16 protein-coding genes are annotated in these 18,047 nt (G+C 65.2%); 11 read left to right on the forward strand and 5 right to left on the reverse strand.

What is annotated here, in order from left to right; translation table 11 throughout:
* Positions 1–22: 22 nt before the first annotated feature.
* The gene (locus ACED67_RS20015; RefSeq protein ID WP_395543500.1) at positions 23–3,358 is read right to left on the reverse strand and encodes a transglutaminase family protein; all 3,336 of its coding nucleotides are present in this window, start codon (positions 3,356–3,358) and stop codon (positions 23–25) included.
* A gap of 153 nt (positions 3,359–3,511) precedes the next feature.
* Positions 3,512–4,108, reverse strand: coding sequence for a histidine phosphotransferase family protein (locus ACED67_RS20020; protein ID WP_395543501.1), 597 nt, complete (start codon positions 4,106–4,108; stop codon positions 3,512–3,514).
* A gap of 51 nt (positions 4,109–4,159) precedes the next feature.
* Between ACED67_RS20020 and ACED67_RS20025 the strand changes: the two genes are divergently transcribed.
* The 3 genes from ACED67_RS20025 to olsA all read left to right on the forward strand — a co-directional run bounded on the left by ACED67_RS20025 (position 4,160) and on the right by olsA (position 6,049).
* Positions 4,160–4,309, forward strand: a complete 150-nt coding sequence (locus ACED67_RS20025; protein WP_395543516.1) for a DUF3553 domain-containing protein — start codon at positions 4,160–4,162, stop codon at positions 4,307–4,309.
* Positions 4,310–4,439: 130 nt separating this feature from the next.
* Positions 4,440–5,240 (forward strand): L-ornithine N(alpha)-acyltransferase, encoded by an 801-nt coding sequence (gene olsB, locus ACED67_RS20030; RefSeq protein WP_395543502.1) that lies wholly within the window; start codon positions 4,440–4,442, stop codon positions 5,238–5,240.
* Positions 5,237–6,049, forward strand: coding sequence for a lyso-ornithine lipid O-acyltransferase (gene olsA / locus ACED67_RS20035; RefSeq protein WP_395543503.1), 813 nt, complete (start codon positions 5,237–5,239; stop codon positions 6,047–6,049). Before olsB ends, olsA begins: the two co-directional genes overlap by 4 nt.
* A 60-nt stretch (positions 6,050–6,109) precedes the next feature.
* Here the strand turns inward: olsA and ACED67_RS20040 are convergent, their stop codons facing one another.
* Both ACED67_RS20040 and ACED67_RS20045 read right to left on the reverse strand, forming a co-directional pair.
* Positions 6,110–7,003, reverse strand: a complete 894-nt coding sequence (locus tag ACED67_RS20040; protein WP_395543504.1) for a DUF6602 domain-containing protein — start codon at positions 7,001–7,003, stop codon at positions 6,110–6,112.
* Positions 7,004–7,229: 226 nt separating this feature from the next.
* Positions 7,230–7,850 carry a thiamine phosphate synthase gene (locus ACED67_RS20045; protein WP_395543505.1) on the reverse strand — a complete coding sequence of 207 codons (621 nt, stop codon included), beginning with the start codon at positions 7,848–7,850 and terminating at the stop codon, positions 7,230–7,232.
* Positions 7,851–7,946: 96 nt separating this feature from the next.
* Between ACED67_RS20045 and ACED67_RS20050 the strand changes: the two genes are divergently transcribed.
* From ACED67_RS20050 to ACED67_RS20075, 6 genes are all read left to right on the forward strand, one after another.
* The gene (locus ACED67_RS20050) at positions 7,947–8,693 is read left to right on the forward strand and encodes an RNA methyltransferase (RefSeq protein WP_395543506.1); all 747 of its coding nucleotides are present in this window, start codon (positions 7,947–7,949) and stop codon (positions 8,691–8,693) included.
* A gap of 98 nt (positions 8,694–8,791) precedes the next feature.
* Positions 8,792–10,015, forward strand: a complete 1,224-nt coding sequence (locus ACED67_RS20055; RefSeq protein ID WP_395543507.1) for a lytic murein transglycosylase — start codon at positions 8,792–8,794, stop codon at positions 10,013–10,015.
* A 131-nt stretch (positions 10,016–10,146) separates the two neighbouring features.
* Entirely contained in the window at positions 10,147–11,316 is a 1,170-nt protein-coding gene (gene ctaA / locus ACED67_RS20060; protein ID WP_395543508.1) for a heme A synthase, read from the forward strand.
* Entirely contained in the window at positions 11,316–12,794 is a 1,479-nt protein-coding gene (locus ACED67_RS20065; protein ID WP_395543509.1) for a carboxypeptidase M32, read from the forward strand. The genes ctaA and ACED67_RS20065 overlap by 1 nt, the downstream gene beginning before the upstream one ends.
* A 10-nt stretch (positions 12,795–12,804) precedes the next feature.
* Positions 12,805–14,013 (forward strand): MFS transporter, encoded by a 1,209-nt coding sequence (locus ACED67_RS20070; RefSeq protein ID WP_395543510.1) that lies wholly within the window; start codon positions 12,805–12,807, stop codon positions 14,011–14,013.
* Positions 14,010–14,432, forward strand: a complete 423-nt coding sequence (locus tag ACED67_RS20075) for a PaaI family thioesterase (RefSeq protein WP_395543511.1) — start codon at positions 14,010–14,012, stop codon at positions 14,430–14,432. The genes ACED67_RS20070 and ACED67_RS20075 overlap by 4 nt, the downstream gene beginning before the upstream one ends.
* 4 nt (positions 14,433–14,436) lie before the next feature.
* On the opposite strand, the gene ACED67_RS20080 is transcribed toward ACED67_RS20075, so the two are convergent.
* A complete protein-coding gene (locus ACED67_RS20080; RefSeq protein WP_395543512.1) occupies positions 14,437–14,808 on the reverse strand; it encodes a bactofilin family protein in 372 nt (123 codons plus the stop codon).
* Positions 14,809–14,995: 187 nt separating this feature from the next.
* Between ACED67_RS20080 and ACED67_RS20085 the strand changes: the two genes are divergently transcribed.
* Together ACED67_RS20085 and ACED67_RS20090 are read left to right on the forward strand one after the other, a co-directional pair.
* A complete protein-coding gene (locus ACED67_RS20085) occupies positions 14,996–15,964 on the forward strand; it encodes an agmatinase (RefSeq protein ID WP_395543513.1) in 969 nt (322 codons plus the stop codon).
* Between the two features lie 72 nt (positions 15,965–16,036).
* On the forward strand, positions 16,037–17,689 hold the full coding sequence (locus ACED67_RS20090; RefSeq protein ID WP_395543517.1) for an amidohydrolase: 1,653 nt from the start codon (positions 16,037–16,039) through the stop codon (positions 17,687–17,689).
* Positions 17,690–18,047: the final 358 nt, after the last annotated feature.

Genomic DNA, 18,047 nt, shown 5'->3' on the forward strand with positions numbered 1-18,047 from the left:
CTGCTGCGGTTGCATGGGATGGTTAGACCCCGGCCGAGCGTCTCAGGTCAAGGGTGAACGGGAATTCGGCAAAGCGCCGTTCGACAGGGGGCCGCTGCCAATGGCCGGGACGATGGCCATAGGGTTCGAACCGCGCCAGCCTGCGGGCTTCGGCCTCGTTGCCGTTCACCGGGAAGGTATCGTAGTTGCGCCCGCCAGGATGGGCGACATGATAGGTCGCCCCGCCAATCGGCCGCTCGGACCAGGTGTCATGGATGTCGAAATGCAGGGGCGTGTCGACCGGCACGACCGGATGCAGGGCGCTTGCCGGTTGCCAGGCCTTGTAGCGCACCGCCGCCACCGCCGCGCCGCCGCCGATATCGGCCAGCGGCATCCGCCGCCCGTTGCACAGAACCTCATATCGCCCCGGCTGCGCGGCGGTCAGCTTGGCCTGAAGCCGCTCGGTCGAGCTGTCGGTATAGCGCACCGTGCCGCCGATCGCGCCAGTCTCGCCCAGCACATGCCAGGGCTCCAGCGCCTGGCGGATCTCCAGCGTCACGCCCTCGACCGAAACCTCGCCGCAGAAGGGGAAGCGGAATTCCTGCTGGGCGACGAACCATTCCTCGCGCATCGGGAAACCGTGGCGGTTCAGGTCGCGCAGCACGTCCTGGAAATCTTCCCAGACGAAATGCGGCAGCATGAACCGGTCATGCAGCGCCGTGCCCCAGCGCGTCAGGTCGCCCGTCGCGGGCAAGACCCAGAACCGCGCGATCAAAGCGCGCAACAAAAGCTGCTGGGCCAGGCTCATCCGCGCATCGGGCGGCATTTCAAAGCCGCGGAACTCGACCAGTCCCAGCCGTCCGGTCGGCCCGTCCGGCGAATAGAGCTTGTCGATGCAGATCTCTGCCCTATGCGTGTTGCCGGTGACATCGGTCAGGATGTTGCGCAACAGCCGGTCGGTCAGCCAGGGCATCGGCGGCGCGCCCGACGCGCCCGGCGCGGGCATCTGGGCCAGCGCAATTTCCAGCTCATACAAGGAATCGTGGCGCGCCTCGTCGATGCGCGGCGCCTGGCTGGTCGGCCCGATGAACAGGCCCGAGAACAGATAGGACAGGCTCGGATGCCGGTTCCAGTGCAGGATCAGGGATTTGAGCAGATCCGGCCGGCGCAGGAAGGGGCTGTCCATCGTCGTCGCGCCGCCCACAACGACATGATTGCCGCCGCCGGTGCCGCAATGCTTGCCGTCGATCATGAACTTGTCGGCGCCCAGCCGCGACTGACGGGCTTCCTCATAGACGGTCTGGGTGATCGCCACGCAATCCTTCCAGCTTGCGGCGGGATGGATATTCACCTCGATCACGCCCGGATCGGGCGCCACCCGGATGACGTTCAGGCGCGCGTCATGCGGCGGCTGATAGCCTTCGATATGCACTTTGAGGCCCAGCCGCAAAGCCGCCGCCTCGGCGGCGTGCAGAAGATCGAGATAGTCTTCCAACGTGGGCACCGGCGGCATGAAAACGCAAAGCCGCCCGTCGCGCGGCTCCACCGACAGCGCGGTGCGCACCCAGCCCTCGACCTCTGACGCGGATTGCGGCACGACGTTCTGGACCGGCGCGGCGGGCAGGAAGCTTGCCAGCGGCTGCGACTTGCGCCGCGCGTCGAGATCCTGTGGGTCGGGCAGATCGGGCAGATCGACCGTCGGGTCGGCCGGGGTGATATAGGGAAATTGCGCCGGGGTCAGATAGGGCAGGCTGTCCAGCGGAAGCCGATAGCCGACCGGGCTGTCGCCCGGCACCAGAAATACCTTGCCGCGGCGCAGCCGCCACTTTTCCGAATACCATTTCCGCCGTCCAGACCGCGCCTGCCAGGGCTGCACCGGCAGGACAAAGCCTACCGGCTCGGTCAGGCCCCGGTTGAAGACGGTGGCCAGGCGGTGGCGCTCCTCGGGGTCTTTAAGCCTGGAGTTTTCGGGGCTGACATTGTCGGGCAGCGCGGCCTCTTTCAGCAGCCATTCCGCCGGGTCTTCATAGGCGGGTTCGATATTGTCTTCTTCCACCGCCAGCTCGGCCGCCACTTCGCGCAGGAACTCCTGCGCCTGCATCGCACTGGCGCCGAAATCCTGCCCCTCATCCGCGATCAAGCCAGGATTCTGCCAGACCGGCAGCCCGTCCTTGCGCCAGTAGAGGCTGAAGGTCCAGCGCGGCAGGGTTTCGCCCGGATACCACTTGCCCTGACCGTAATGCAGAAAGCCATTGGGCGCGAAGCGGGTTTGCAGCTTGCGGATCAGCCGGTCGGCCAGCACCCGCTTGGTTGGACCCACGGCGGCGGTATTCCATTCCGCGCTTTCGAAATCGTCGATCGACACGAAGGTCGGCTCGCCGCCCATGGTCAGACGCACATCGCCTTCGGCCAGGGCCATATCAACCTTCTCGCCAAGCGCATTCAGTTCGTCCCAGGCGGCGTCGCTGAAAGGCTTGGTGATGCGCGGATGTTCGGCCACGCGCGCCACCTTCATATCGAAAGCAAACTCCGTCTCGGGCGTACCCGCCGCCGAAAAGCCCCCGACGATGGGGGCGGCGCTGCGGTAATGCGGCGTCGCCGCCAGCGGGATATGGCTTTCCCCGGCCAAGAGACCCGATGTCGGGTCCAGCCCGATCCAGCCCGCGCCGGGCAGATAGACCTCGGCCCAGGCATGGAGGTCGGTGAAATCCACCTCCGTTCCCGAAGGCCCGTCCAGCGCCTTCAGATCCGGCTTCAACTGAATGAGATAGCCCGAGACGAAGCGTGCGGCGAAACCGAAATGCCGCAGCGCCTGCACCAGAAGCCAGGTCGAGTCACGGCACGAGCCCGATCCGATCCCCAGGGTCTCCTCCGGCGTCTGGACGCCCGGCTCCATGCGGATCGTATAGGCGACACGCTGTGAGACCATCGCATTCAGGTTCACGACGAAATCCACCGTCCGCACCCGGCCGCGCGGCACGCTGTCCAGGAATTTCTGAAGCGACGGCCCCGCCGGCGCGTGCTTGCGGTAGATCGACAGGTCGTCGACCAGATCGAGCGCATAGTCGAAGGGCCAGTGCTCTGCGCTTTCCTCGACGAAAAAGTCGAACGGGTTGTAAACCGTCATATCCGCGACCAGATCGACCTCGATCTTGAATTCGCGCACGGGTTCAGGAAAGACGAAGCGCGACAACCAGTTGCCGAACGGATCCTGCTGGTGGTTCACGAAGTGCTTTTCGGGACTGACCTTCAGGCTATGCGCCAAGACGCGCGTGCGGCTGTGCGGGGCCGGGCGCAGCCGGATGATCTGCGGCCCCAGCACGACCGGACGGTCATAGCGGTAATGGGTCAGATGATAGATGCTGGCCTTGATCGACATGTCCGGGCTCCGACTTTTGGGGCGCTTCGCCCCGCTACCCTGTCGCTGCCCGGGGCCAAAGGAAAGGACGACACGGGCGCAGCGCCGAAATTTTCGGCATGCCGCAGGCCTGCGGCCGCCTTTGCCGGTTTTTCAGGCGCGCCGGCGAAGGGGTCAGAACCGAAGCCGGATCGCGTTGTCCTTCAGCTCTGTCACCAGCCTGCGCCCCTGTGCCGCCAAGGCCCCCGGCACCAGCGCGAAATGCACCTGGCCCGCGGCGATTTCAGGTGGGGCATGGCGTTCGGTCAGCACTTCCCAGAGCGCAGGGTCGATCTTCATCCGTGCCGCCTCGGCCTGGATCAGCCAGCCGGTCTCGCCCCGCTCGACCCGAACCTTGCCGCCATAGGCCAGCGCCGTTTCCACGCATTGCAGCAGCAGAAAGGCCAGCTTCACCTCGGGCCGCGACAATTCGGGCGGGCTCAGCCAGTCCACCTGGATACGCCCGCCGCGCATCATGTCGGCAAGGATCGAGACCACCTCGCCGCGCGCGATCCTTGCATCCTGCCCCGCCGCGCCAAAGGCCACCCGGAAAAAGCGGATGCGGGCATTGGCATTGGCGACGCTTTCGGCGATCAGGGCCATTTCCGGGCTTGCCGCACCGCGCTCCATCATCAAAAGCTCGACCCCGTTGCCTATGGCGCCGATCGGACTGATCAGATCATGGCAGATGCGCGAACCGATCAGCGCGGCGAGGTCGGGGTGTTCGGACATGTTAAAAACCTCAAGGATGGCGTCACCGTGAATTCACTTCTCGAACCCGGCATGTTCGTCCGCCACCCCCAGCGTCCTGATTGGGGCCTTGGTCAGGTCCAGTCGGTGATCGACGGACGCTGTACGGCGAATTTCGAACACGTGGGCAAACAGGTCATCGATTTGCGGCAGGTCACACTTTTGCCATGTTTCCCACCCTGACACGCATAGTGGGCAATCCGTCGCGTATTGCAACCTCAGATGGCGGCGCGCGCGCAACAGTCGCCCGCGCGCCCCGTTGCATTGCCTGCCCTACGACTTTAAGCCGAAGAGGCGCCACCGGACCGGACCCATGACCCAGGCCCCCATGACCCAAGCCGATGACACCAGCTACCGTCTGCGCCTCGCGACCGAGGCCGCCGATCTTGAGGGCGCGCAGCGCCTGCGCTACCGCGTCTTCGTGCAGGAGCTGGGTGCCGAGGGTCCGCTGGTCGACCATGACGCCCGGCTGGAACGCGACGAATACGACCCGTTCTTCGACCATCTGATTCTGGTCGACACCCGTATCGACCCCGCCACCCGCGACCATGTCGTCGGCGCCTACCGCCTGCTCACCTCGGAAAAGATGCGCGCGCTGGGCCGGTTCTATTCCGCCTCGGAATACGACCTTTCCCCCCTCATCGCCTCGAACCGCCGCCTGCTGGAACTGGGCCGCACCTGCGTGCATCCCGACCATCGCGGCGGCGCCTCGATGTTCCTCCTCTGGAACGGCCTGGCCGAATATGTCCTCGAGCGCGGGGTCGAGATCCTGTTCGGCGCCGCCTCCTTCCACGGCACCGATGTGCAGGCGCTGGCGGAACCGCTCAGCTACCTCTACCACCACCACCTCTCGCCGCCCGACATGCGCGTCCGCGCCCTGCCGCCGGGCCGGGCTGAGATGAACCTTCTGCCCGGCGACCGCCTGTCGCGGCCCGCCGCCATGGCCGCCATGCCCGCGCTGATCAAGGCCTATCTCCGCCTCGGCGGCTCGGTCGGCGACGGCGCCTATATCGACCGCGCCTTCAACACCACCGATGTCTGCCTGGTGATGGACACCGGCCGCATGTCGGCCCGCCACCGCGATTTCTACACCCGCAAGAAGGCCCCGGCTTGAACGACTGGTCTTCCGCGCCACCGCCGCATCCGCGCATCGGCCCCCTGGGCTGGGCGCGCGCCCTGGCCCGTGGCCTGCCCATGGCGCTTGTCACCTTCGGCGGCCTCGCGCTTCTCCTCGCCCTGCGGCTGGTCGAGGCGCCGCTTTTCGGCCCCGCCCGCCCCTGGACGCCGCATATCACCCAAGCCGTCTGCCGCCTGAACCTCCGCCTCCTCGGCCTCAGCCGCACCACCACCGGCACCCCCATGACCGCCCGCGGCGCCGTCGTCGCCAACCATGCCTCCTGGCTGGATATTTTCGTGCTGAACGCCGGCCAGCGCATCTATTTCGTGGCCAAGGCCGAGGTCGCGGGCTGGGCCTTCATCGGCTGGCTCGCCCGCGCCACCGGCACCGTCTTCATCCGCCGCAACGCCGCCGAGGCGCGCGACCAGCAACGCCTGTTCGAGACCCGGCTTCTCTCCGGCCACCAATTGCTGTTCTTCCCCGAGGGCACCTCGACCGACAGCCTCCGCGTCCTGCCGTTCAAGCCCACGCTCTTCCAGGCCTTTTTCGCCCCCGACCTGTACCGCGAATTGCAGATCCAGCCCGTGACGGTGCGCTACATCGCGCCTCGGGGAGCGGACCCGCGCTTCTACGGCTGGTGGGGCGAAATGGACTTCGCCCCCCACCTGCTGCTGACGCTGGCCGCAAGGCGGCAGGGAAGCGTCGAGGTGATCTACCACCCCCCGGTCCCGGTGGACGCTTTTGACGGCCGCAAGGAGCTGGCGGCCCATTGCGAGCGGGTGGTGCGGGCGTCGCATGGGGGGTAGGGTGGGCTTGGTGGATATTCAGGTTCGTCGCCAGAACTTGAGAAGTCCCGACCGAGGAATTCACTCCAAGATCGGTACCAGCCCGATTTCGGGAGAGTCTTTAAATGTTGCTTTCTTAAACGATACAAATCCGGGTCTAAGCTTTTCTGTCATTCTGCTGTCGTCGTAGTAAACAGACATAAGGCTTTGAAGCATACGTTGGAGTGGGATATGTTGTTCATTGCGGCAATCAACTGAAACGTATCGAGCATTGTTCGCTGGAGCATTCTCGCGACGAACTTTGAAGACACACGTTCGCGCGAGTACTGAAACCTCATTAACCATCGGGTCGAAGGCTGAATTTTTGTGTGCTTCACTGATGGCTTCGAAGATTCTCTTGTTTAGCTTGCCCTCTTCTTTTTCCTCAGCGGAGAACGAAACGAGCGCGGTAAACGGCCCTCTTCGATCTCTGTCGCGGCAGATAAATGCTGCTGATTTGAGGGCGTCGATTTCGTCCTTAATTTGGGAATTGTACAGCTTTTTTTTAACCGAGATTATGCCGATAACTCCTTCCGGCGGTACAATGCAAAACTCTTCGAATCTCTCGTATACCGGGTATGAGTTGACATCGTATATAATTATATCAAGTTGTGAGCTGTGTTGATCGTCCGATTCAATCACGCGCTCGATATTCTGTATTCCAGTCTTCGTCGATGGGCGCAGGATGAATCCGGAAACCGCTACAAGGCTTTTGGGGAGATGTTTATTGAGGAAGGATCGAATTAAAGATTCGATGAATCGGCCTTCCTCTCCTCTGTGTGCTGAACCTGCTGTCTTTTCGTTCGGCAGTAGTGTCTCAATAATTTTATAGTTTTCCAAAATCGACTTTGCTTCGATCTCGAAAAACCTGCGAACTCTCAAGCCCTTGTTAAGATCGCTCAAAGCATTTCCTTGCAGTTGGAGTTTTGTGGCCATCCGTGATCTTCAAAAAGTAGTATTTCGTGCTCAAGGGGTTTAGATTTATTTCGCGTGGTCAGTTTGTGAGGCTAGTGGCTTCTGAGAACAACGCGGCATGGTGTGTGTCAAAGTGCCTTGCTTCAAGCTGTTGAAGTGTGTCCTTCGTTAACAACCCCTTAATTCCACTCCCCTAACCCCTTGAAATCCCTCACTCCACCCCCTGTCTCACCGTGAGACACCCCTCTCACCCCAGACAGGAAACCAGCCGCTTCAGGCTCTGGGCCGAATCCGTTGCGGCCCAGATCTCCTCGCCCACCGCGAAGAAATCGGTGACCGGGCCGAAGCGGGCCACCAGCGCCTCGGTCACGCCGCCCTCGGCGATCACCGGCACCTCGATCATCTCGGACCACCATTCGAACAGCTCGAAGGGCGCCAGCGACCCGTCGCCCAGCCCCTCGCCGCCGATCGGCCCGAAGGCCACGTAATCCGCCCCAGCCTCGCCGGCCGAAATCCCCTCATGCCGGCTGATGCCGCAGAAGGCGCCGACGATGGCATCCGCCCCCAGATCCTTGCGCGCCTTGCGCACCGACCGCGCCCCGTCGGTCAGATGCACCCCGTCCAGCCCGTGCCGCTCGGCCAGCATCAGGTGGTTGTCGATCACCACCGCCACGTCGCGGGCATGGGCGACCAGACGGCAGGCATCCGCCGCGCGGCCCAAGCTATCGGTGTCGCGGCTGGCCAGCGACAGGCGCAGGCAGGCGACCTCCACCGTGTCCAGCACCAAAGCCAGCCGGTCGGGGAAGGTGTCCAGGTCCAGCATGGCGGGGGTGATCAGGGTGATCTGCGGGCGGTCTTTAGCGGCCATTCTTGCGGGCTCCTGCGGGATATCGGCCCGTCCTAGCAGCAACGCGAAGGCTTGGCCATATTGCCCCCAAGGCGCGCGCGCCGTATCAGGGCGGCCATGATCGAACCCGCCTTCATCCTTGTCCGCCCGCAGATGGGCGAGAATATCGGCGCCGCCGCCCGCGCCATGCTGAATTTCGGCCTGACCCGCATGCGCGTGGTCGACCCGCGCGACGGCTGGCCCAACCCCAAGGCGGTGGCGATGGCCAGCGGCGCGGGCCGCATCCTCGACCATGCCGGGATCTTCCCGGATCTGGGCGCCGCCGTCGCCGATTGCGATTTCGTCTTCGCCACCACGGCGCGCTCGCGCGAACTGGTGAAGGAAATCGTCACCCCCGAACGCGCCATGGCCATGGCGCGCGAGATGGCGGGGCAGGGCAAGAAGCTGGGCTTTCTCTTCGGCCCCGAACGCGCCGGGCTGGAGAATGAAGACATCGCCCATGCAAATGCCATCGTCACCGTGCCGGTGAACCCCGAGTTCTTCTCGCTGAACCTGGCGCAGGCGGTGCTGCTTCTGGCCTATGAATGGGGCCGTCAGGGCAGCGATGTGCCCGCCAGCGCCATGGAACTGGCACGCACCGAACTGGCCAGCCGCGAGGACATCCAGCGCCTGGCCGGGCATTTCGAGGAACGGCTGGAGACGGCGGGGTTCTTCTTCCCGCCGACCAAGGCCGCCAACATGCGGCTCAACCTGCGCAACATGTGGGGCCGGCTGGCGCTGACCAAGGCCGAGGTGCAGACCTTCCACGGCATGCTGCGCCAGATCGCCTACCGGCTGAAGAAGCAGGATGAGCAGGGTGGCTGATCGCCGCCCATTCCGCGCCACGGCGCGGGCCTGAAGGCTTCCGTCGGCCCGGTCCCTCGTCTACTCTGTCCAGAACAGGCAAAAAGGCGGGCAGGCAGATGATTTCGCGGCGTTTCTTTTCCCTTGCAACTCTGGCTTCCGGCCTCTCGGCCTGCGTTGGCGGGACCACGGGCGGTGGCGGTGGCACCTCTGCCCCGCCCCGGATCGCGCCGAACCCGGCCTTCGACGCCTGGCTTGCGGGCTATCGCGACCGGGCGGCGGCGCGGGGGATCAGTGCAAGCACGATGAACGCGGCCTTTCGCCATGCGGGTTATCTGCCGGAGGTTGTTGAGAAAGATCGCAACCAGACCGAGTTCACCCGCACGACCGAAGATTATCTCAACATCGCCATGTCGGATGAGCGCCTCAGCATAGGGCGGCAGAAATATGCCGCGCTCGGCGGCGTGCTGAGGGCGATCGAAAGCCGCTATGGGGTGGAGCCGCATGTCGTCACCGCCTTCTGGGGGATGGAGAGTTTTTATGGGACGCGCCAGGGCAATGTGCCCGTGGTCTCGGCGCTGGCGACGCTGGCCTTTGACGGACGGCGGGGCGCGTTTTTCGAGCAGCAGCTGACGGCGGCGTTGCGGATCGTGCAGGCTGGCGACATCGCGCCCGACCGGATGACCGGAAGCTGGGCCGGGGCGATGGGTCATACCCAGTTCATCCCGACCTCGTTCCTGGAATATGCCGTCGATTTCACCGGCGACGGCCATCGCGACATATGGTCGGACGATCCGAGCGACGCGCTCGCCTCGACAGCCAACTACATGAAGCGGGCAGGCTGGGTGCATGGCCTGCCCTGGGGGATGGAAGTGATCCTGCCTGCCGGTTTCGACGGCGGACTGCTGGGGCGCGGCAAGGGGCGCTCGGCGGCGGAATGGTCTGGACTGGGCGTGCGGGCGGCGCAGGGCGGCGGGCTGCAATCCGGCTCGATCATCGCACCGATGGGCCTGGGCAGCCCGGCCTTCCTGCTGACGCAGAATTTCAACGCGATCCTGCGCTATAACAATGCCGAGAATTACGCTCTGGGGATCGGCACCCTTTCGGACCGGCTGCGCGGCGGTGGCCCCCTGGTCGGGACATTCGGGCCGGACAAGAGCGGCATGACCAAGGCCGACCGGCAGGCGTTGCAAGAGCGGCTGACCGCGGCGGGCTATGACACGGGCGGGCATGACGGCGTGATCGGGGCCAAGACCAAATCGGCGATCAGCGCCTTTCAGGCGGCGCGCGGCCTGGCCGTGACCGGAGAGCCTTCGTTGCAATTGCTGGCAATGCTGCGCTGAACGGGCGACAGCGCCCGTGGCGGGTCGGGACCTCCGGCGGGAGTATTTGGGCCAAGATGAAGCAGCCGGGTGGCCTTGAAGGTGCCGGGCGGGGGGCCTAGTCTCCGCGCGCAATCTGGACGGGGCAGGGCATGGCCGGCAAACGCAGCATTTTCGAAGAGGTCGGGACCAAGGAGACGGCGATGCCGTCACCGGCGGGCGGGCTGATCGACCAGCGGCCCAAGGGTGCGCGCGGGGCGATCCGGCTATGGCTGATCGTTCTGTTCCTGATGGTCGCGGCCATGATCGTGGTGGGCGGCCTGACGCGGCTGACCGAATCCGGCCTGTCCATCACCGAATGGAAGCCGGTGACCGGCGTGGTGCCGCCTTTGTCCGAGGCCGACTGGGCCTTTGAATTCGACAAGTACAAGGCGACGCCACAATTCGCCTTGGTCAACAGCTCGATGACCGTCGAGGAGTTCAAGTCGATCTTCTGGTGGGAATGGGCGCATCGTCTGTTGGGCCGCGCGGTGGGGCTGGTCTGGGGCCTGGGCTTCGTCTGGTTCCTGGCGCGGCGGCAGATTCCGCCGGGCTGGAGCGGGCGGCTTCTGGGGGTGGGGCTTCTGGGCGGGGCCCAGGGGGCGGTCGGCTGGCTGATGGTCAAGTCTGGCTTGGTCGGCCAGATGGTCAGCGTGGCGAGCTATATGCTAGCCTTCCATCTGGGCATCGCCTTCGTGATCCTGGGGCTTCTGGCCTGGTATGCAATGCTTCTGGGTCGCAGCGAGGCGTCGCTGATGACGGCGCGGCGCGGGCGCGAGGCGAAGCTGTTCTCGTTGTCTACCGGGCTGATGCATTTCGCCTTCTTGCAGATCTTGCTCGGCGCCTTGGTCGCGGGGCTGGATGCCGGATTGGCCTTTCCGAACTGGCCGCTGATGGGTGAGGGGTTCTTCCCGCCCGACGCTTTCTATGTGCCCGATGGCGCGGGCGGCAGCCTGCCGGTCTGGCATGCCTTCTTTGAGAATGCCGGACTGGTGCAGTTCATGCACCGCGTGTCCGGCTACCTTCTGGTGATCTTCGGCGTTGTCGTTTGGCTTCGCGGCCGGAAATCGGCCCATCGCCAGACCCGCTTTGCCTTCCACATGGTGATGTTGACCCTGCTGGCGCAGGCAACCCTGGGGGTGATGACGATTTTGACCGGGGTGCATCTGCATGTCGCGATCACCCATCAGATCGGTGCGGTGATCCTGTGGGTTCTGATCCTGCGGGCACGGCATCTGGCACAATACCCCGTGGCGGGGTCGATCCGGGAAGGGACGGCGTGATGCAGAACGAGGCTTACGGCGCGCTGCTGGCGCATGCGCGCGAAACGGCGGCATTGGAACAGGTCTCGGGCCGCTTGGGTTGGGATCAGGAAACCACCATGCCGCGTGGCGCGGCCGAGCAGCGCGGCGAAGAAATGGCGGCGATGGAAGGCGTGCTGCATGCCCGCCGCACCGATCCACGTCTGGCCGAGTGGCTGGCGGCGGTGGAACCGGCCGATGCGGTGGCGGCGGCGCAGGTGGCAAAGGTCGCCCGTGCGTATGCCCGCGCGATGAAAGTGCCGGGCAAGCTGGCGCAGGAGATCGCGCGGGTCACCTCGGTTTCGCAGGGCATCTGGGCCGAGGCGCGGTCGCGCGACGACGTGGCGGGTTTCCTGCCGACGCTGGCCGAGGTGATCCGGCTGAAGCGCGAGGAAGGGGCGGCGCTGGCCGAGGGCGGCGATGCCTATGACGCGCTGGTCGATGACTACGAACCCGAGATGACGGGCGCGGACATTGCCCGCATGTTCGGCGAGATGCGCCCCCGGCTGGTGGCGCTGCGCGAGAAGGTTCTGGGCGCGGCGCATCAGCCGAAGCCGCTGGACGGCGCTTTCGGGGCCGATGCGCAGATGCGGCTTGCTCGCGATCTGGCCACCGCCTTCGGCTATGACTGGAGCCGCGGACGGCTGGACATTGCGGTGCATCCGTTCAGCTCGGGCTCGGGCAATGATGTGCGGATCACCACGCGGATTGCTGAGAGCGACCCGTTCAACTGCTTCTACTCGACCATCCACGAGGTCGGCCATGCCGCCTATGAACAGGGCATCGACCCCGACTACCTGCTAACACCGATCGGGCAGGGCGTATCGATGGGGGTGCATGAAAGCCAGAGCCGGATCTACGAGAACCAGCTGGGCCGTTCGCGCGCCTTTACCGGCTGGCTCTTCAGCCAGATGACCGAACGCTTCGGGGCCTTTGGTGTGTCCGACGCTGATGCCTTCTTTGGTGCGGTGAACCGGGTGCAGCCTGGGTTCATCCGCACCGAGGCCGATGAGGTGCATTACAACCTCCACATCATGATGCGTTTCGATCTGGAGCGCGCTTTGATGCAGGGCGCCTTGCAGGTGGGTGATCTGGAAGCGGCCTGGAATGACCGGTTCAAGGCCGATTTCGGCGTGGCGGTGGATCGGCCCTCGAATGGTGTCCTGCAGGATGTGCATTGGTCGGTCGGCCTGTTTGGCTATTTCCCGACCTATTCTCTGGGCAATCTTTACGCGGGCTGTCTGCACAAGGCGCTGCGGGCCGGTGTGCAGGACCTTGATGCGCAGATGGCGGCGGGCGACCTGTCGGCGGCGACCGGCTGGCTGCGCGAGAAGGTGCAGCGCCACGGATCGTCGATGGCCCCGCGCGATGTCATCGCCCAGGCCTGCGGCTTTGCGCCTTCGGCCGGGCCGCTTCTCGACTATCTGGAAGCCAAGTTCGGCGCGATCTACGGGGTCTGACCTGCCGCCCGTGACCTCAGAGACCGAAGCCGCCGCCGGGGACAGTCCGGCGGTCTGGCTTTTGGCGCTGGGGCAGACGCTGGTCTATGCCGCGACCTATTACAGCTTTCCGGCACTTCTGCCCGATCTCGAGGCTGCGACCGGCTGGGACAAGGCGACGCTTGCCCTGGGGCCGACATTGGCCTTTGCCTTGCTGGCGGTGCTGACGCCTTTTGCCGGTCGGTTGATCGACCGGGGATTGGGCGGTGAAATGTTGATCTTTGGGCCGCTTCTGGCGGCCATGGGCGTTGCGGCCCTGGCTTTCGCCGCAACGCCTCTGCATTGGATCCTGGCCTGGATCGTCATCGGTGCCGCACAGGCGGGTAGCCTCTATGAAACCTGCTTCGCTTTCCTGACGCGCCGTCTTGGCCTTGGCGCAAGGGCTGCGATCACAAGGGTGACGCTGGTCGCGGGCTTTGCGGGCACGCTGGCCTTTCCCTTGGGCCGGGTTCTAGGGGAAAGCCTGGGCGGTCAGGGTGCCATGCTGGTCTTTGCCGCGATGATCGTGCTGGGTGTGGTGCCGGTCAACCTGGTTGCCGTGACGCGTCTGCGCCGGATCGAGCGGGCGGCGGCGATCCCGCGCCTGCCCGATCCGCGCGGCGCCTTGCGGGACGCAATGCGGAAAGCCGCCTTCTGGGTGATCGCGCTGGCCTTTGGTCTGGCCTATCTGAACCACGCCATCCTGATCACCTATATCTTGCCGCTGTTGCAGGATCGCGGTGCGGGCGCCACTCTGGCGGCCACCGCTGCGGCCTGCATCGGCCCGTCGCAGGTGGCAGGTCGGCTGGCGCTGGTCGCGGCGGGCGCGCGGATCGGCACGGGGGAAGCGGTGCTTTTGTCCTTTGCCGGAGTGGTGCTGGCTGCGCTTTGCCTGGCTTTCGCCGGGGTGGCGCTGCCGCTTATCTTCGCCTTCGCGCTGTTGCAGGGGGCTGGGGCAGGGCTGATGTCGATCCTGCGGCCGGTGCTTGTGGCCGAAACTCTGGGAAGGGCCGGCTTTGGCGCAATTTCCGGCGCGGTGGCGGTGGCACCGATCCTTGGCTCGGCGGCGGGGCCAGCGATTGGCGCGGCCTTGCTGGCGCAGGGTGGGGCAGGGGCGGTGATCGCGGCCTGCGGTGCCATGGCCGTTGCGGGCTTGGCATCGGTGATCTGGTTGGAACGCAAAGGGAAAGGAGGCGCGTGATGCTGGCCATGGAGGCGACGGCGCTTGCCGTCTTTATGGAGCGCGATTTCCCCGAGGTCGCGGCGGATTTCGTTGTCGAACGGGCGGATGAACAGGGCCTCTGCCTGCGCCTGAAAGTCGCCTCGCGCCATCTGCGCCCGGGCGGCACGGTCAGCGGCCCGTCGATCTTTGCCCTGGCCGATGTGGCGTTTTACCTGACCATCCTGTCGCGCATCGGCCCGGTCGCCCTGGCCGTGACCACCAATTGCGCCGTGGATTTCCTGCGCAAACCGAAAGCGGGCTGCGATCTGCTGGCCGAAGCGCGGCTTTTGAAACTTGGCCGTCGTCTGGCGGTGGGCGATGTGCTGGTCTTTTCAGAGGGCAGCAGCGATCCGGTCGCGCGCGCCGGGCTGACCTATTCAATTCCGCCTGATCGCTGATGCATCAGGCCTCGGGGCGCAGGAAACGGCCCTCGATCTGGGCACCGCTTTCGATCACGAGCGTCCTGTAGGTCACTTCCGCTGCGACCTGGGCAGAGGCGCGCATGGTGAAACTCTCGGACGTGACCTTGCCGTCCAGACGCCCCTTGACCTCGACCGAGCGGGCATTGACGGAGCCGGAAATCCGCCCCTCGGCGCCGATGGTCAGGCTGTCGGCGGTCAGGTTGCCGTCGATTTCGCCCAGCACCTCAAGCGCGCCGGAAGAGGTGATCTCGCCGGTGATGCGCAGGTCCGGGCCCAGCACCGACCGGCTTGCATTGCCTCCCGAAGCCGGGCTGGGCGGGGCAGAGGTCGGGTCGGCGGTCTTGGAAAACATCTGGGATAGTCCTGTGTTGGCCTTGGCCCGATAAGGGCGCGAAGGGGGGGCTCAGGTCAAGGGGGCGCGGAGGGGCAGGGAAGAGGACAGGCGGAAATCCCGCCTCGCCATGTCGTTTCAGGGCCTGACAGGACCGGGCGCGGATGGTTGGATGACCCGGGGAATCGCAGGTCGGAAAGGGCATGCTATGTCGGAAGGGTTTTTCACGCCGGTCTCGGGCTTTGATCTGCCGCGATTCGCCGGCGTGCCCACATTCATGCGTCTGCCGCATGTCGGTTTCGACCATCCGCGCTTTGCCGAGGTCGAGGTCGGCCTGATCGGTGCGCCCTGGGATGGCGGCACGACGAACCGCCCCGGTCCGCGGCATGGTCCGCGCCAGTTGCGCGATCTGTCGACCATGATCCGGGCGGCGAATGGCGCGACATGGGTGCGGCCCTTTGATCTGGTGAATTGTGCCGATCTGGGCGACGTGGCCCCCAATCCTGGCGATCTGATGGATTCGATGGCGCGGATGGAGGCTTTCTATGACCGCGTGGTCGCGGCGGGCATCCGGCCTCTGACCGGCGGCGGCGACCACTTGTGTTCGCTGCCGATCCTGCGGGCGGTGGGCAAGGCGCGGCCCGTTGGCATGATCCAGTTCGACAGCCATACCGACCTGAACGACATCTATTTCGGGACATCGCGCTACAATCACGGCACGCCTTTCCGTCGCGCGGTGGAAGAGGGGCTGATCGACCCCAAGCGTTATTGCCTGATCGGCATCCGCGGCACGGCCTATGGCCGCGAAGACTGGGATTTCGCCGCTGCGAACGGCATCCGCATCATCCCGATCGCCGAATTCCATGCCCGCGGGGCAGAGGATGTGATGGTCGAGGCGCGCGAGATTGCGGGCGTGGGGCCGGTCTATGTGACCTATGACATCGACTTCGTTGACCCGACCTTCGCGCCGGGAACCGGCACGCCGGAAGTGGGCGGGCCGAATTCCTGGCAGGCCTTGCAGGTGGCGCGGGGGTTGCGGGGCCTGGATATCGTGGGCGCGGATCTGGTCGAGGTCTCGCCACCCTTCGACGCATCGGGCGGGACGGCCTGGCTTGGGATCAGCCTCATGTTCGAGATGCTGTGTTCCATCGCGGAAGCCGTGGTTCGCGGGCGCTAGGCCGCCGGGATTCGACCCCCAGACCCCGGGATATATTTGAAAAGAACAAGGAGCGAGCCTGTGCAGGCTGATATGATCGTGACCAATGGCCGCGTGTTGACCATGGACGAGGCACAGCCCCGCGCCGAGGCCGTGGCCCTGGGCGGAGGCAAGGTTCTGGCCGTGGGCGCGGCGTCCGAGGTGCTGGCGCTGGCCGGGCCGGGCTGTCGGGTGATCGATGCGGGCGGGCGTACGGTTCTGCCAGGCTTTGTCGAAAGCCATCTGCATCTGGTTCTCGGCGGGGCAGAGCTGGTGCAGTTGCAGCTTGGCGGCGTCGCGGGCTTTGAGGCGCTCAAGGCGGCGTTTCTCGACTATGCCGCCGCCAATCCCGACCGGGCGCTACTGATGGCGCAGGGCGCGGCCTATGAGGTCTTGGATCACCCCGTCACCCGCCATGATCTGGATGCGGTGATCGCCGATCGGCCCATCGCCATGATGGCGCCGGATCACCATACTGTCTGGGCCAATACCGCAGCTCTTTCGGCCGCCGGTCTTCTTCACGGTGCCGCCATGCCGCATGGCCATGAGGTCGTGATGGGGGCGGACGGTACCGCGACTGGCGAACTGCGCGAATTCGAGGCCTTTGGCCCGGTCCTCGCACTGGGCGGCGAGGCGCATTTGCAACTGGGCATCGCCACGGGCGGCGAGCCCGATCCCTGGCCCGATGCCGCGATGCGCGCGGCGGACAAGGACAAGGTGGCGGCGGGCCTCGCGCATTGCGCGCGCCATGGCATCACCTCGATGGTGAACATGGATGGCAACCGCTACACCTGTGTGCTGCTTTCCGCACTGCTGGAAGAGGGCCGGCTGACGGCGCGGGTGAAGGTGCCCTTCCACTTCAAGCCGCATATGGACCTGTCGGAACTGGATCGCGCCAGCGCGATGACGGCCGAGTTCGACAATGACTGGCTGCGTTCGGGCTTTGTGAAGATGTTCATGGACGGTGTGGTCGACAGCCGCACCGCCTATATGCTTAACGACTATCCCGGCGTGCCGGGCCACCGGGCGGAACCGCTGTTCGAGGCCGGACGCTTTAAGGATATCTGCATCGAGGCCGACCGGCGCGGGCTGCAGATCGCCGTTCATGCCATCGGCGACGGGGCCGTGCGCCAGACCATCGACGGCTATGAGGCGGCGCAAAAGGCGAATGGCCGCCGCGACAGCCGCCACCGCATCGAACATATCGAGCTGATCGACCGGGCCGATGTGCCGCGGCTCGGCGCCCTGGGCATCACGGCAAGCGTCCAGCCGCCGCATCCGCCCGGGGCGATGGACTTCCCGATGTCCAGCATGGACCATGTCTTCCATCGTGACCGCTGGCGCGATGCCTACCTGACCCGTACGCTGGCCGATCACGGCGCGCACCTGGCCTTCGCCAGCGATTGGCCGGTGACCGATGTGAATGTGATGCGCGGCATCCAGGCAGCGCTGACCCGTGTTCCTTATGACGGGGCAGCGGATGAGCGGGTCGGCCTGATGGAGGTTCTGCATGCCTATACGGCGGGCGGCGCCTGGGCCGGGCAATGGGAGGACGTGACCGGCCGGCTGCGCCCCGGGCTGGCGGCGGATCTGGTGGTGATCGATGGCGATATCGAAACGATCGAACCGGCCCGACTCGGGGTCATGGGAATCGCTTTGACGGTCGCAGGCGGCCGTATCACCCATGATTCCGGGGTCTTGGCCTGAGTTTTCCACAGGAAAGCCGTGGATAACTGCCAAAAGCGTAGGCGGCGTTCCGCGAAAATCCGCGGCTTTCTTGGGATCTGACAAAAAATCGTCACGAAGCGCATTTTTTCTCTTGCGGCTCCCGAAGCGCAGACGTAAACACCGCCTCACCGAAGCGGACGGGACGCGGAAACGCCGAACGGAAGCGACGGGAAGCGGGGCCGCAGAGCTTCGCAGACTACCCGGAGGCAAGGCTGCAGGATGCGCCAAGAGATTGGCGGCTCTGCGATTTTTGTGTCCGACGCTCTTTGACATTGATGATGAAGAAGGGATATGCGGGCGGTTTGGTCGTTTCGGCGGCGAACGTTTTGCATATCGG

The organism is Neotabrizicola paludis (assembly GCF_044142105.1).
In the GTDB taxonomy this organism is placed as follows: domain Bacteria; phylum Pseudomonadota; class Alphaproteobacteria; order Rhodobacterales; family Rhodobacteraceae; genus Pseudogemmobacter.